This is a genomic window from Pseudomonas sp. 9AZ (assembly GCF_902506525.1).
Lineage (GTDB): Bacteria > Pseudomonadota > Gammaproteobacteria > Pseudomonadales > Pseudomonadaceae > Aquipseudomonas > Aquipseudomonas peli.
Genome location: NZ_LR733840.1, coordinates 4,132,692 through 4,147,197 on the forward strand (window position 1 = coordinate 4,132,692; position 14,506 = coordinate 4,147,197).

Below are 14,506 nucleotides of genomic sequence, written 5' to 3' on the forward strand. Positions count from 1 at the left end.
TTTACCCGGCTGCATCCGCACCGGAGCTGCCAAGCACCTGACCGACCCCGCACCGGCTCTGCGCATCGAGCGAGGTGAAGTCATGAGCATTTTCAGCCACTTCCAACAACGTTTCGAAGCGACTCGCCAGGAGGAGTTCACCCTCCAGGAGTACCTCGAGCTATGTAAACAGGATCGCAGTGCTTATGCCTCGGCAGCCGAACGCCTGTTGCTAGCCATTGGCGAGCCTGAACTGCTCGACACCTCAACCGACCCACGGTTGTCGCGCATTTTCTCCAACAAGGTGATCCGCCGATATCCTGCCTTTGCCGACTTCCATGGCATGGAAGAGTGCATCGACCAGATCGTGTCCTACTTCCGCCACGCAGCCCAAGGCCTCGAAGAGAAGAAACAGATCCTCTACTTACTTGGCCCAGTGGGCGGCGGTAAATCTTCGCTGGCGGAGAAGCTAAAGCACCTCATCGAGAAAGTGCCGTTCTATGCGATCAAGGGCTCCCCGGTGTTCGAGTCACCGCTCGGCCTGTTCAGCGACGCCGAAGACGGCGCCATCCTCGAAGAGGACTACGGCATTCCCCGGCGCTACCTGAATAGCATCATGTCGCCCTGGGCCACCAAGCGCCTGCAGGAATTCGGCGGCGACATCAGCCAGTTCCGCGTGGTCAAACTCTACCCCTCGATCCTTAACCAGATCGCCGTCGCCAAAACCGAACCAGGCGATGAGAACAATCAGGACATTTCCGCCCTAGTCGGCAAGGTGGACATCCGCAAGCTTGAGGAATACCCACAGAACGACGCCGACGCCTACAGCTATTCAGGCGCACTGTGCCGGGCCAACCAGGGCCTGATGGAATTCGTCGAGATGTTCAAGGCACCGATCAAGGTGCTGCACCCACTGCTCACCGCCACTCAGGAAGGCAACTACAACAGCACCGAAGGCCTCGGCGCGATTCCCTACAGCGGCATCCTGCTGGCCCACTCCAACGAGTCCGAGTGGCACAGTTTCCGCAACAACAAGAACAACGAAGCCTTCATAGACCGTATCTACATCGTCAAGGTGCCGTACTGCCTGCGCGTGAGTGACGAGATCAAAATCTACGACAAGCTCCTGTTCAACAGCTCGTTGGCCAAAGCGCATTGCGCACCGGACACGCTGAAGATGCTCGCGCAGTTCTCCACCCTCAGCCGCCTGAAGGAGCCGGAAAACTCCAACGTCTATTCGAAGATGCGCGTCTACGACGGCGAAAACCTCAAGGACACCGACCCTAAGGCCAAGTCGATTCAGGAGTACCGCGATACGGCGGGCGTGGATGAGGGGATGAACGGCCTGTCTACCCGCTTCGCCTTCAAGATCCTGTCCAAGGTGTTCAACTTCGACCCCCATGAGGTGGCCGCCAACCCGGTGCACCTGCTCTATGTGCTGGAGCAGCAGATCGAGCAGGAACAGTTCCCGGCAGAAACGCGTGAACGCTACCTGCGCTTTATCAAGGAGTACCTGGCGCCGCGCTACATCGAGTTTATCGGTAAGGAAATCCAAACGGCCTATCTGGAGTCCTACAGCGAGTACGGGCAAAACATCTTCGACCGCTACGTGCTGTACGCCGATTTCTGGATTCAGGATCAGGAATACCGCGATCCGGAAACCGGCGAGATTCTCAACCGTGTAGCCCTCAATGAAGAGCTGGAAAAGATCGAAAAACCAGCCGGCATCAGCAACCCAAAGGACTTCCGCAACGAGATCGTCAACTTTGTGCTGCGCGCCCGCGCCAACAACAATGGCAAAAACCCGACATGGCTCAGTTACGAGAAGCTGCGCGTGGTGATCGAGAAAAAGATGTTCTCCAACACCGAGGACCTGCTGCCGGTCATCAGCTTCAACGCCAAAGCAAGCAAGGAGGATCAACAGAAGCACAACGACTTCGTCACCCGCATGGTCGAGCGCGGTTACACCGACAAGCAGGTACGCCTGCTCTCCGAGTGGTATCTGCGGGTTCGTAAATCGCAATAGAGCGGCCTGACGCAACAGACCACGCAGCAGCGCAGCGCGCGGCACAGTGCCCTGCCCGCGTTTGCGCCTGATGCCTGCAGTGCACGGAGGGCAGTTATGAGCCATGTGATCGACCGACGCCTGAACGGTAAGAACAAGAGCACGGTGAACCGCCAGCGCTTCCTGCGGCGTTACCGTGACCACATCAAGAAGGCCGTGGAAGAGGCGGTCAGCCGCCGCTCCATCACTGATATGGAGCACGGTGAGCAAATCAGCATTCCCGGCCGCGATATCGACGAGCCGGTGCTGCACCATGGTCGCGGCGGCCGCCAGACCACCGTGCACCCGGGCAACCGTGAATTCACCACCGGCGAGAAGATTGCCCGCCCGCAAGGTGGAGGCAGCGGTCAGGGCGCCGGCAAAGCAAGCAACTCGGGCGAAGGCATGGATGAGTTCGTCTTCCAGATCACCCAGGAAGAATTCCTCGATTTCATGTTCGAGGACCTGGAACTGCCCAATCTGATCAAGCGTCATCTGACCGGCACCGACACCTTCAAGAGCGTACGCGCCGGCATCAGCAATGAAGGCAACCCCTCACGCATCAATATCGTCCGCACCCTGCGCTCGGCCCACGCGCGGCGCATTGCCCTGTCCGGCAGCAGCCGCAACAAACTCAAGAGCGCTCAGGCCGAACTAGAACGCCTGAAGCTGGAGCAGCCGGATAACCTTGGCGATATCCACGCACTGGAAGAAGAAGTCAGCAAGCTGCGTGCGCGGATCAAGCGCATTCCCTTCCTCGACACCTTCGACCTCAAGTACAACCTACTGGTCAAACAGCCCAACCCCAGCTCCAAGGCGGTGATGTTCTGCCTGATGGACGTGTCCGGTTCCATGACCCAGTCGACCAAGGACATTGCCAAGCGCTTCTTTATCCTGCTGTACCTGTTCCTCAAGCGGAACTACGACAAGATCGAGGTGGTGTTTATCCGCCACCACACCAGTGCCAAAGAGGTCGACGAGGAGGAGTTTTTCTATTCACGGGAAACCGGCGGCACCATCGTCTCCAGCGCGCTGAAACTGATGCAGGAGATCATGGTCGAGCGCTACCCGATCAACGAATGGAATATCTACGCCGCCCAGGCGTCGGATGGTGACAACTGGAATGATGACTCGCCGATCTGCAGGGACATATTGATCAACCAGATCATGCCGTTCGTGCAGTACTTCACTTACGTCGAGATCACCCCGCGCGAGCATCAGGCGCTGTGGTTTGAGTATGAGCACGTGAGTGAGGCATTCGCAGACACCTTTGCCCAGCAGCAGCTGGTGGCGGCCGGTGACATTTACCCGGTATTCCGCGACCTGTTTCAGCGGAGGCTAGCCACATGAGCACGAACAAAGACAAGCGTCGCCAGCCGATCTCCACGGGTTCGGAGTGGACCTTCGAGCTGATCCGCCAGTACGACCGCGAAATCGGCCGCATCGCCGAACGCTATGCGCTGGACACCTACCCCAACCAGATCGAGGTGATCACCGCCGAGCAGATGATGGACGCCTACGCCTCGGTCGGCATGCCGCTGGGTTATCACCACTGGTCCTACGGCAAGCACTTCCTCAGCACCGAAAAGGGCTACAAGCGCGGACAGATGGGCCTGGCATACGAGATCGTGATCAACTCCGACCCGTGCATCGCCTACCTGATGGAAGAAAACACCATCTGCATGCAGGCCCTGGTGATCGCCCATGCCTGCTACGGCCACAACAGCTTCTTCAAGGGCAACTACCTGTTCCGCACCTGGACCGATGCTAGCTCGATCATCGACTACCTGGTGTTCGCCAAGCAGTACATCATGCAGTGCGAGGAGCGCCACGGCATCGACGCAGTGGAAGACCTGCTCGACTCCTGCCACGCGCTGATGAACTACGGCGTCGACCGCTACAAACGCCCCTACCCGATTTCAGCCGAGGAAGAACGGCGGCGCATGAAGGACCGTGAAGAACACCTGCAGAAGCAGATCAACGACCTCTGGCGCACCATCCCGAAAAGCGCCAGCAAAGGCGACGGCAAAGACAACAAACGCTTCCCTGCAGAGCCACAGGAAAACATCCTCTACTTCTTGGAAAAACATGCCCCGCTGCTCGAGCCCTGGCAGCGCGAGATCATTCGCATCGTGCGCAAGATTGCCCAGTACTTCTACCCACAACGCCAAACGCAGGTGATGAACGAAGGCTGGGCCACCTTCTGGCACTACACCCTGATGAACGATCTGTACGACGAAGGCTTGGTGACCGAAGGCTTTATGATGGAGTTCCTGCAGTCGCACACCAGCGTGGTCTATCAGCCGCCATTCGACAGCCCCTATTACAGCGGCATCAACCCCTATGCGCTGGGCTTTGCCATGTACCGCGATATTCGCCGCATCTGCGAAGCGCCTACTGAGGAAGATCGCCGCTGGTTCCCCGACATTGCCGGCAGCGACTGGCTCACAACCCTGAAATTCGCCATGAACAGCTTCAAGGACGAGAGCTTTATCCTGCAGTATCTGTCACCCAAAGTGATCCGCGACCTCAAGCTGTTCAGCATTCTCGATGACGACCAGAAAGACGAGCTGGTTGTACCCGCGATCCATGACGAGCCTGGCTACCAACAGATTCGGGAAACCCTGGCCGCGCAATACAACCTGGGCAACCGCGAACCCAATGTGCAGATCTGGAGTATCGACCGCCGCGGCGACCGCTCGCTGACCCTGCGCCACCAGCAGCATGATCGCAAACCGCTGGGCAACTCCACCGAGGAAGTGCTGAAACACCTACACCGCCTGTGGGGTTTCAATATCCACTTGGAGATGTACCAAGGAGAACAACTGATCGGCACCCAGCATGTACCGCCCAAGCATGAAACCGAACATGACAGCGACTACCCGCGCCTCGACCTTATGATCCCGCCCATTTGATCGGTTGCGCGCCCACGATGCCAAGCACCAGCATGCGCAGCAGACCAACCGGGAATCTGCTGATGCGCCTGTTTATCGTATTACTGCTGTGCCTGGCACTGGCCACCTGCAGCAGCCAGCTGCCGCGCGCCCAGGTACTGACACCCGCCAGCGCCGAACTGACCGGCAGACACAGCTTCAGCCTGATCGCCGCCGAACAGGCCGTAGACGGCGATGTGCCCTTTTCCGAGCGCTATACACAGCTTGAACAGTTATTGCGCGAGGGCTTGAGTGCCCGTGGTTACCGGGCTAACCCGCAAGCAGAGATTCAGGTGTATTACTGGCTGGCAGTGCAGGACAGCCCACTGGACTTCAAGGTCGAGGCCGCCCCACCTACCCCGCTTGGCCCCTACCAGGCGATCCACCGCCTGCGCGATGAAACCGGCACCTTGCGCGTCCGCCTGACCACTCCGACGCAGCACATCCTCTGGGAAGGCTTGGTCAATACCGGCCTGAGCCCCGCCAAAGACAGCGCTGAACTGCTCGAACGCGCCACCCAAGCACTCTTGCAGCAAATCCCCCTAGCCAGCCCGTAGTCCGGATGCAATCCGGGAATACGCTGAACCACTCAGAACTGCATCCAGGCTACCCCTCGTCAGTGGCCAGCCGCTATCCTCCGCACTTAGCGGAGGAACCATGATGCAGATTTACAAAGTCGGCGGCGCGGTACGTGATCGCCTGTTGGGTCGTGAAGTCAGCGAGATTGACTGGGTCGTCGTCGGCGCCAGCGCCGAACAGATGCTTGAGTTGGGCTACCGCCCGGTGGGCGCGGACTTTCCGGTATTTCTGCACCCGCAGACCGGCGAGGAATACGCCCTGGCCCGCACCGAGCGCAAAAGTGGGCGCGGCTACGGCGGTTTCACCTTCTTCGCCAGCCCAGAAGTGACCCTTGAAGAAGACCTGATCCGCCGCGACCTGACCGTCAACGCCATGGCCGAGGACGATCACGGCACGTTGATTGACCCCTACGGCGGTCAGCGCGATCTCGACGCCCGACTGCTGCGCCATGTATCCCCGGCCTTCGCCGAAGACCCGCTGCGCGTGCTGCGCGTCGCCCGCTTTGCCGCCCGTTACGCACCACTGGGTTTCAGCGTAGCGCCTGAAACCCTGGTGCTAATGCGCGAACTGAGCGAGTCCGGCGAGCTAAACGCACTGACGCCGGAACGCAGCTGGAAAGAAATCTCCCGCGCCCTGATGGAGCCGCGCCCGGATGTATTTATCCAGGTGCTGCGCGACTGCGGCGCCCTGCGCGAACTGCTGCCCGAGGTCGACGCGCTGTTCGGTGTGCCACAACCCGCCGCCCATCATCCGGAGATCGACACCGGCGAGCATGTACTCAGCGTGCTGCGCCAGTGTGCCGAGCACCAACAACCGCTAACCGTGCGCTGGGCCTGCTTGCTGCACGATGTCGGCAAAGGTCTGACGCCGGAGGCCGAATGGCCCCGGCATATCGCCCATGAACACACCGGACTGAAGCTGATCCGCGCGATCAACCAGCGCTGCAAGGCGCCCAAGGATTGTCAGGAACTGGCTTTGCAGGTCGGCGAATTCCACACCCACGGCCACCGCGCTCTGGAGCTGAAGGCTTCGACCCTGCTCAAACTGCTGCAAGGCTTCGACGTATTCCGCCGCCCGCAACGCTTCGAAGAATTTATCGCGGCCTGTGAAATGGATGCCCGCGGCCGCCTCGGCCTTGAACAACGCGCCTACCCGCAGGCTGACTACCTGCGGGCCGCCATGCATGCCGCACACGCCGTGGCTGTGCAACCACTGCTCGAGCGCGGCCTGCAAGGGGCAGAACTGGGCAGCGCACTACAAAAAGAACGCCTGCAGGCGCTTGAACAATTTCGCCAGAACCACCCTCAACCGTAGCGTTACGCGCAGCACACTGATAGGCTGAAGGCCTTGCAGCACTAGGCCTCCAGCCATATCACGCATAAATTTTGACGCCAAAATATAAGCATGTGAGCTTTACTTAAAAGAGCCTGCCTCGCCACGCGTCAACGCGCGTCGCGTCAGCGCCGAACAGGCCACGCCGGAGACCTATACCTTGTTCCTGAATCGTCCAGTGTTTATGCGCGCCAACCGAAAAGTTCTCTGCTGCACCCTACTGGCACTCTTGCCGATACTGGCCCACGCCGAATCGAGCGACGCGGACAGCGCCACGCTGCGCGCGACTCAGGCTGCCCATGTGGTTCACGGCATCCTCAGTTATGCGCGCTGGCCGCAGCAGCCAGAAGTATTGCGTCTATGTGTGATTGCACCAACCGAATACGCCGACTTGCTGTGGCAAGACCACGAGCTGGAGTCCCGGCAGCCAGTACAGGCCAAACGTTTGCTGGTTGACAGCCCATTGCTGGAAACCGACTGCGAAGCCGTCTACCTCGGGGTGATCGAGGACAGCCAACGAATAGCCCTGTTTAGCCGCCTGGTTGGCAAGCCGATCCTGACCATCAGCGAAACCAGCCAGGCCTGCAGCGAAGGCAGCCTGTTCTGCCTGAGCATCAGCGATGAACATGTGGGGTTCAAGGTCAACCTCGATGCCGTCGCGCGTAGCGGCATCCGCGTTCACCCGAATGTGCTTCAGCTGGGCAAGCGCGCAGGACCGCAACCATGAACCGTAGAAAGCCCGAAGTCAGCCAGCAGCGCCCAAGCCTGCGCCGCCTGCTGCATAACGCCCACCTGCGTGTCGCCCTGCTGGCCATGGGCCTGACCAGTCTGTCGCTGACCCTGGTCAGCCTGCTCGCGCTCAGCACCTACGCCGGCCATAACCTGCAACTGATCGCCCGCTCCCTGGCCTACACCCTGGAAGCCGCTGTGGTATTCAACGATCGAGCGGCGGTGCGCGACGCCCTGGAACAGATCTGCAAGACCGAAGAAATCGCCCAGGTGGCTGTCTTCGATAAAGATGGCGAGCTGCTCGCCAGCCTGGACACCCCCAATAACACCGTACTCAACAGCGCCGAACAAGCGATCGCCCGTCTATTACTGCCCGATATGGTGATTCAGCCCATCACCTACCAGGGCAAACAGATCGGCGCACTACACATAAGCGGTCAAGGCACCACCCTGCTGCGCTTCCTGATCGGCGGCCTGCTAGGCCTGCTGGCTAGCCTGGCGCTCAGTGCACTGGGCGCCACCTATGGCTCCAAGCGCATACAGCGGGCGATTACCCAACCACTGCGCAACCTGTCGCAGGTGGCGCATAACATTTCCGTGGAGCGCACCTTCAACCAGCGCGTACCGGCCACCCATATCGCCGACCTCAACGAGCTGGCCGAAGACTTCAACGCCCTACTCGATCAACTGGAGTCCTGGCAGCATCAACTGGAACGCGAAAACGCCTCGCTGGCGCACCAGGCCAGTCACGACGCCCTGACTGGCCTGCCCAACCGTGCCTTCTTCGAATCGCGTCTGCTCGGCAGCATGCGCGAAGCCCGCGACAGCCAGACGCAGATGGCTGTGCTGTTTCTCGACAGCAACCGTTTCAAGGAAATCAACGATCAGCTCGGCCACGCCGCAGGCGATGCTGTGCTGATCGCCATTGCCCAGCGCCTGCGCGCCCAATTGCGTGAGGGCGACACCGTTGCGCGCCTGGGCGGCGACGAATTTGCCGTGCTGCTCAAACCTATTCACCATGAAGATGATGCGGTGCTGATCGCCGACAAGATCATCGACAGCATGCATAAGCCCATCGCCCTGCCCGAAGGCGGCAGCATCACAACCTCCCTGAGCATCGGCATCGCCCTCTACCCGGAGCACGCCGACAACCCCGAAGCCCTGGTGCATGAGGCTGACGTCGCCATGTACCACGCAAAGCGCAGCCAGCGCGGGCGAATAATGGCCAAAAGCCAGGACTCACTTACCAACTGAAAAGGAGCTTCACCTTGCGCAGCTTAATGCGATTGATCTTTATCGGCGTGCTCGGCGCAGCACTGCTCATCAGCGGCTGCCAGAGCACACCCAAAGGCCTCACTGCCGAGCAGGTGGCCTTGCTCAAAAGCCATGGTTTCCAGTGGACCGAAGACGGCTGGGAACTCGGCCTCTCCGGCAAAGTACTGTTCGACACCGACTCGGAAGTTGTCTCCAGCGCCAGCACCGCGCAACTGACACAAATCACCCAGGCCTTGCTCGGCGTCGGCATTCAGCAGGTGCGTTTGGAAGGCCACACTGACAATGTTGGCCAGGCGGCTTACAACCAACAGCTGTCCCTGCGCCGCGCACAGACGGTGGCGACCGTCATGCAGGGTGCAGGAATGGATGCGCAGCTAATTGCCACGCATGGCATGGGGCAGAGTAAGCCGATTGCCGACAACAATACCGCCGAAGGACGCAGTGAGAACCGCCGCGTGGCGATTATCGTCAGCACTCCTTGATCAGGGTTTGGCCGGATACTCGGCGCACATCGCAGCCGGCGTCAGCTGCAGCTCACGCCAGCTGAATGCCACCGGCCACAGCTGCTGGTCAATCTGCGCCGCATGCCAGAGCTCGGCAAAGCTGCGCTGCTGCGCCGGATGCAGAACATCCGGCACCAACAGGGCCAGGGGCCAAAGGACGAAAGCGTTCTTGAGGATTTCTGCACGCGGCAGGATCAAACCGTCGAAGTTGCCGACCCGGTCGCCATACAGCAGAACATCGATATCCAGCGGCAGTCCCTTGCGCTCAGGCGCATAGCGACCGTTATCGGCTTCGATAAATTTCAGCCGACGGTCCAGCTCACCTAACGGCAGGTCGCTATAGCCGGCCACCACCAGATTGAAAAACGGCCCGCTCTTGATGCCCACCGCCTGGCTTTCGAATACCGGCGAGCAGCGCATCTCACTGAGCAGACCATCAAGCGCATCAAGGCCGGCACACAGGTGTGCTTCGCGGCCGATATTGCTGCCCAGACCGAGTAGTACGGGAGTTAGCGACATCCGCGCTCGATCTCCACGCCTACCCCACCACTGGCCGCCGGCACGGCACCGGGCTTGGTCAGCTTGAGCCGCACCCAAGGGATTTGAAACTCAGCCATCAGCAACTCGACCAACCGCTCGGCAAAGGTTTCCACCAGGATAAACTGCGACTCGCTGGCAAATGCCTGAATTCGCTGCGAAACTTTGGCGTAATCCAACGCCTTGTCCAGCTCGTCACCGGCAGCAGCGGGACGATTATCCCAGCCCAGGTACAGGTCCAGGCGCAAACACTGGCGAATGGTACGCTCCCAGTCGTAGGCACCAATCACCGTATCGACTTCCAGGCCCTCGATAAAAACTGTGTCCAAGCACGCTCTCCGTGGCACGACAAGGCTGCCGCACCTAGTTAGAATCAGGGCTCCCTTGCCCCGGAATGGATACCATGTTTTGGCTGTTGGCGACCCTCGCCTACCTGCTCGGCTCGTTGTCCTTCGCCATTCTGCTCAGCCGCTTAAGCGGCGGACCAGACCCGCGCGCCAGTGGCTCGGGCAATCCCGGTGCTACCAACATGTTCCGGGTTGCCGGCAAACGCCTGGCCATCCTCACACTGATCGGCGACCTGCTCAAAGGCCTGCTTCCCGTGCTGATCGCCGGCCTGCTCGGCTTCAATCTGCAACAACAAGCCTGGATCGGCCTGGCTGCCGTTATCGGCCACCTGTATCCGCTGTACTTCAACTTCCGTGGCGGCAAAGGTGTCGCCACGGCCGCCGGCATGCTCTTGGGGCTTTACCCGCCAGCCGCTTTACTGGCCGTTGGCGCCTGGTTACTGACCTTTGTTCTGACTCGTACCAGCTCGCTGGCTGCACTGATCGCCACACCGCTGACCCTGCCGCTGCTGGCGTGGCAACAACCCGACGCCCTATTGCCGGTCTGCGCGCTGACCGGACTGATCGTCTGGCGCCACCGCAGCAATTTACGCGATCTGTTCGCCGGCCGTGAGCGGCATTTCTAAATCGAATGAACGAACCCAGCCGGCTTACAGCGCCGGCAATTGCTCCATCGGCCAGCGTGCCTGCACCTTGATGCTCAAATCCTCATGCTGCCCCGCCAGTAAACGCTGGCAGCCGGCATAAGCGATCATCGCGCCGTTATCGGTGCAGAACGCTGGACGAGCGTAGAACACGCCGCCCTTCAGCTCAGCGAGCATCTTCTCCAGCGACTGCCGCAGCGCCTGGTTGGCACTCACGCCGCCGGCGATCACCAGGTTGTTCAACCCGGTTTGCTTGAGGGCCCGCTTGCATTTGATAGTGAGGGTGTCGACCACCGCCTGCTGGAACGCCAGGGCGATGTCACAGCGAGTCTGCTCGGAGTTGTCGCCCGCCGCCTGACACTGCTGCCAGGTATTCAGGGTAAAGGTCTTCAGGCCGCTGAAGCTGAACTCCAGCCCCGGGCGATCAGTCATTGGCCGAGGAAACTTGAAGCGCCCAGGCGTACCGCTCAGCGCCAGACGGGCAATCTCCGGACCACCGGGATACTGCAGCCCCATCAATTTGGCGGTCTTGTCGAATGCCTCGCCCGCCGCATCATCCAGAGACTCGCCGAGCAACTGGTACTGACCGATGCCATCGACCCGAACCAACTGGGTATGCCCGCCCGACACCAACAAAGCGACGAACGGAAAAGCCGGCGGCTGTTCTTCCAGCATCGGCGCCAGCAAATGGCCTTCCATATGGTGCACACCGAGCGCTGGGATATCCCAGGCAAACGCCAGTGCTTGGGCACAGGACGCCCCCACGAGGAGTGCACCTACCAGGCCGGGGCCGGCGGTATAGGCGATAGCGTCGATATCAGTAGCAACGCAGCCGGCCTCGCTCAACACCTGACGGATCAACGGCAGCATGCGCTTGACGTGATCGCGCGAAGCCAGCTCCGGCACTACGCCACCATACGCACGGTGCAGATCAATCTGGCTGAAGAGCGCATCGGCCAGCAGGCCACGTTCGCTGTCGTAGAGCGCGACACCGGTTTCGTCGCAGGAGGTTTCCAATCCCAGAACCAGCATGGGCAGTGCCTTGTAGTAGTGTGTGCAACTTCGAAGGCGCGCATGATAATGGCCGCTGGCGCGAGCCGGCCAGCGCTTTTCGATCAGAGGCTTTGCATTCCTCGCGATGAGGCGGTAACATCCGCAACCCTTAAAAACCTACGTTCTCCAGCGCCATCTGCCAGGAGTAACGTTACCCCCGGTAATAAAGAAGGTAAGCCCTGGATGCCAGCCGTCAAAGTTAAAGAGAACGAACCCTTCGACGTAGCTCTGCGTCGTTTCAAGCGCTCCTGCGAAAAAGCCGGTGTTCTGGCTGAAGTTCGCAGCCGTGAATTCTACGAAAAGCCAACTTCCGAGCGTAAGCGTAAAGCAGCAGCCGCTGTTAAGCGTCACGCCAAGAAAGTGCAGCGCGAGCAGCGCCGCAGCGTTCGCCTGTACTAATCAGTACCAGCAACGCCTGACACCCGGCCTGGCCGGGTTTCGCTTTTAGACTCCGCGCCACCCTCGGGTGACGATCGGAGTCTTTTAGTTTTTGCCCCACCCTGTTCTGCCCCAGCGCATGACAGTATTCTGAGCGCCTATGGCCGGCCTGATCCCACAGTCTTTTATCGATGACCTGCTCAACCGCACCGACATCGTCGACGTGGTCGCCTCGCGCATCCAGCTGAAAAAGGCCGGCAAGAACTACACCGCCTGCTGCCCCTTCCATAAAGAAAAAACCCCCTCGTTCAGCGTCAGCCCGGACAAACAGTTCTATTACTGCTTTGGCTGCGGCGCCGGCGGCAACGCGCTGGGTTTTATCATGGACCACGACCAACTGGACTTCCCCCAGGCAATCGAGGACCTGGCCAAGCGCGCAGGCATGGAAGTGCCCCGCGAGGAAGGCGGACGCAACAACAAACCGCGCCAACCTACGGACTCGCCGCTTTACCCGCTACTGACCGCTGCCGCCGAGTTCTACAAACAGGCACTGAAAAGTCATCCGCAGCGCAAAGCCGCGATTGACTACCTGAAAGGCCGCGGCCTATCCGGCGAGATCGCCCGCGACTTCGGCATGGGCTTCGCCCCGCCAGGCTGGGACAACCTGCTGAAGCACCTGGCCAGCGACAGCCTGCAGCAGAAGGCGATGATTGACGCCGGCCTGCTGGTGGAGAATGCCGAAAGCGGCAAGCGCTACGACCGCTTCCGCGACCGCATCATGTTCCCGATCCGCGACAGCCGCGGCCGAGTGATTGCCTTCGGCGGCCGGGTGCTGGGTGACGAAAAACCGAAATACCTGAACTCCCCGGAAACCCCGGTATTCCACAAAGGCCAGGAGCTTTACGGCCTGTTCGAGGCACGCAAGCACAATCGCGATCTCGACGAGATCATGGTGGTCGAAGGCTATATGGACGTCATCGCCCTAGCCCAACAAGGCCTGCGCAACGCCGTCGCCACCCTCGGCACCGCCACCAGCGAAGAACACCTCAAGCGCCTGTTTCGCGTCGTGCCGAGCGTATTGTTCTGCTTCGATGGCGACGCAGCCGGCCGCAACGCCGCCTGGCGCGCCCTGGAGGCGACCCTGTCGAGCCTGCAGGACGGGCGCCGCGCGCGCTTTCTGTTTCTGCCTGACGGCGAAGACCCGGACACCCTGGTACGCAGCGAAGGCACTGACGCCTTCCGCGCACGGATCAACCAACACGCGCAGCCACTGGCCGACTACTTCTTCCAGCAGCTGAGCGAAGAGGCCGACCCGCGCTCACTGGAAGGCAAGGCGCACCTGATGACCCTGGCCGCGCCACTGATCGACAAGATCCCCGGCAACAACCTGCGCGCCCTGATGCGCCAGCGCCTGAGCGAAATTACCGGTTTATCCAGCGAAGCCCTGCAGCAAATGGCGCCAACCGCCCGCAGCAGCCAGTCGAGCCAGAACAGCGCCCCACTCAGCGACTACCCGGATTACCCCGATATTCCCGACAGCGCCTATTACGATGTCGAGCCAAGCCGCAACGAATACGAAAACCCCAGCCCCGCCCCGGAATTTGAACGCAATAAAGGCAAGGGCAACTGGAAGAAAGACGGCGGCAAGTGGAGCAAGAAGGGCCAGGGTGAGTTCGCACCACGCGCACCACGCACTGCCGTCAGCGTCGAATCGCCGCACCTGAGCGCCCTGCGCACCCTGCTGCATCACCCGCAACTGGCGCAGAAAGTCGAAGATGTCAGCCACTTCGCCGCCGAAGACGATACTTACGCCCAACTGCTGGTCGCCTTGCTAGGCGCCCTGCAAAAGAGCCCCAACTTGCGCTCACTGCAACTGATCGCACGCTGGCACGGCACCGAACAGGGCCGCCTATTGCGCGCCTTGGCAGAAAAGGAATGGCTGATTTCAGCCGACAACCTTGAACAACAGTTTTTCGACACTATAACTAGTCTAGTAGCCCGCCAACGCGAGCGCAGCCTGGAACATTTGCTGCGCAAAGCCCGTCAAAGTGAGTTGAGCGCAGAAGAGAAAGACCAGCTGCGCAGCTTGCTGAGCCGTAATGCATCACCGGTAATCCCGAGCTCAACTGGCGCTTAGGGGTGTTACTCGGGTATAATCCGCGGCTTGTTTTTT

At 60.3% G+C, this 14,506-nt stretch carries 14 protein-coding genes; 11 read left to right on the plus strand and 3 right to left on the minus strand.

Features of this window, described 5'->3' with window-relative positions:
- Positions 1-82 precede the first annotated feature (82 nt).
- From ALTER154_RS19220 to ALTER154_RS19255, 8 genes are all read left to right on the plus strand, one after another.
- A complete protein-coding gene (locus ALTER154_RS19220) occupies positions 83-2,005 on the plus strand; it encodes a PrkA family serine protein kinase (RefSeq protein WP_160089444.1) in 1,923 nt (640 codons plus the stop codon).
- A 96-nt stretch (positions 2,006-2,101) separates the two neighbouring features.
- Entirely contained in the window at positions 2,102-3,373 is a 1,272-nt protein-coding gene (locus ALTER154_RS19225; protein WP_160089446.1) for a YeaH/YhbH family protein, read from the plus strand.
- On the plus strand, positions 3,370-4,938 hold the full coding sequence (locus tag ALTER154_RS19230) for a SpoVR family protein (protein ID WP_160089448.1): 1,569 nt from the start codon (positions 3,370-3,372) through the stop codon (positions 4,936-4,938). Before ALTER154_RS19225 ends, ALTER154_RS19230 begins: the two co-directional genes overlap by 4 nt.
- A gap of 62 nt (positions 4,939-5,000) precedes the next feature.
- Entirely contained in the window at positions 5,001-5,513 is a 513-nt protein-coding gene (locus ALTER154_RS19235; protein WP_160089450.1) for a DUF4136 domain-containing protein, read from the plus strand.
- Between the two features lie 103 nt (positions 5,514-5,616).
- Entirely contained in the window at positions 5,617-6,849 is a 1,233-nt protein-coding gene (locus ALTER154_RS19240; RefSeq protein ID WP_160090225.1) for a multifunctional CCA addition/repair protein, read from the plus strand.
- A 178-nt stretch (positions 6,850-7,027) separates the two neighbouring features.
- Positions 7,028-7,594, plus strand: a complete 567-nt coding sequence (locus tag ALTER154_RS19245; RefSeq protein ID WP_256665664.1) for a YfiR family protein — start codon at positions 7,028-7,030, stop codon at positions 7,592-7,594.
- Positions 7,591-8,850 carry a diguanylate cyclase domain-containing protein gene (locus ALTER154_RS19250; RefSeq protein WP_160089452.1) on the plus strand — a complete coding sequence of 420 codons (1,260 nt, stop codon included), beginning with the start codon at positions 7,591-7,593 and terminating at the stop codon, positions 8,848-8,850. The genes ALTER154_RS19245 and ALTER154_RS19250 overlap by 4 nt, the downstream gene beginning before the upstream one ends.
- A gap of 26 nt (positions 8,851-8,876) precedes the next feature.
- Positions 8,877-9,353, plus strand: coding sequence for an OmpA family protein (locus tag ALTER154_RS19255; RefSeq protein WP_372239967.1), 477 nt, complete (start codon positions 8,877-8,879; stop codon positions 9,351-9,353).
- On the opposite strand, the gene folK is transcribed toward ALTER154_RS19255, so the two are convergent.
- Positions 9,354-9,893, minus strand: coding sequence for a 2-amino-4-hydroxy-6-hydroxymethyldihydropteridine diphosphokinase (gene folK / locus ALTER154_RS19260; protein ID WP_160089456.1), 540 nt, complete (start codon positions 9,891-9,893; stop codon positions 9,354-9,356).
- Complete coding sequence (folB, locus tag ALTER154_RS19265; RefSeq protein WP_090256062.1) at positions 9,884-10,240, minus strand: dihydroneopterin aldolase; 357 nt, start codon at positions 10,238-10,240, stop codon at positions 9,884-9,886. The genes folK and folB overlap by 10 nt, the downstream gene beginning before the upstream one ends.
- Positions 10,241-10,314: 74 nt before the next feature.
- On the opposite strand from folB, the gene plsY reads away from it, so the two are divergent.
- Positions 10,315-10,884 (plus strand): glycerol-3-phosphate 1-O-acyltransferase PlsY, encoded by a 570-nt coding sequence (plsY, locus tag ALTER154_RS19270; RefSeq protein ID WP_160089458.1) that lies wholly within the window; start codon positions 10,315-10,317, stop codon positions 10,882-10,884.
- 24 nt (positions 10,885-10,908) lie between these two features.
- Here the strand turns inward: plsY and tsaD are convergent, their stop codons facing one another.
- On the minus strand, positions 10,909-11,934 hold the full coding sequence (tsaD, locus tag ALTER154_RS19275; RefSeq protein WP_160089460.1) for a tRNA (adenosine(37)-N6)-threonylcarbamoyltransferase complex transferase subunit TsaD: 1,026 nt from the start codon (positions 11,932-11,934) through the stop codon (positions 10,909-10,911).
- 204 nt (positions 11,935-12,138) lie between these two features.
- Between tsaD and rpsU the strand changes: the two genes are divergently transcribed.
- Together rpsU and dnaG are read left to right on the plus strand one after the other, a co-directional pair.
- Entirely contained in the window at positions 12,139-12,354 is a 216-nt protein-coding gene (rpsU, locus tag ALTER154_RS19280; protein WP_003296736.1) for a 30S ribosomal protein S21, read from the plus strand.
- 139 nt (positions 12,355-12,493) lie between these two features.
- On the plus strand, positions 12,494-14,470 hold the full coding sequence (gene dnaG / locus ALTER154_RS19285; RefSeq protein ID WP_160089462.1) for a DNA primase: 1,977 nt from the start codon (positions 12,494-12,496) through the stop codon (positions 14,468-14,470).
- The last annotated feature ends 36 nt before the right edge of the window (positions 14,471-14,506 follow it).

Coding starts and splice junctions, on each gene's coding strand:
- ALTER154_RS19220 (WP_160089444.1), top strand. CDS start 83: ATGAGCATTTTCAGCCACTTCCAACAACGTTTCGAAGCGACTCGCCAG.
- ALTER154_RS19225 (WP_160089446.1), top strand. CDS start 2,102: ATGAGCCATGTGATCGACCGACGCCTGAACGGTAAGAACAAGAGCACG.
- ALTER154_RS19230 (WP_160089448.1), top strand. CDS start 3,370: ATGAGCACGAACAAAGACAAGCGTCGCCAGCCGATCTCCACGGGTTCG.
- ALTER154_RS19235 (WP_160089450.1), top strand. CDS start 5,001: ATGCGCCTGTTTATCGTATTACTGCTGTGCCTGGCACTGGCCACCTGC.
- ALTER154_RS19240 (WP_160090225.1), top strand. CDS start 5,617: ATGCAGATTTACAAAGTCGGCGGCGCGGTACGTGATCGCCTGTTGGGT.
- ALTER154_RS19250 (WP_160089452.1), top strand. CDS start 7,591: ATGAACCGTAGAAAGCCCGAAGTCAGCCAGCAGCGCCCAAGCCTGCGC.
- ALTER154_RS19255 (WP_372239967.1), top strand. CDS start 8,877: ATGCGATTGATCTTTATCGGCGTGCTCGGCGCAGCACTGCTCATCAGC.
- folK (WP_160089456.1), bottom strand. CDS start 9,893: ATGTCGCTAACTCCCGTACTACTCGGTCTGGGCAGCAATATCGGCCGC.
- plsY (WP_160089458.1), top strand. CDS start 10,315: ATGTTTTGGCTGTTGGCGACCCTCGCCTACCTGCTCGGCTCGTTGTCC.
- tsaD (WP_160089460.1), bottom strand. CDS start 11,934: ATGCTGGTTCTGGGATTGGAAACCTCCTGCGACGAAACCGGTGTCGCG.
- rpsU (WP_003296736.1), top strand. CDS start 12,139: ATGCCAGCCGTCAAAGTTAAAGAGAACGAACCCTTCGACGTAGCTCTG.
- dnaG (WP_160089462.1), top strand. CDS start 12,494: ATGGCCGGCCTGATCCCACAGTCTTTTATCGATGACCTGCTCAACCGC.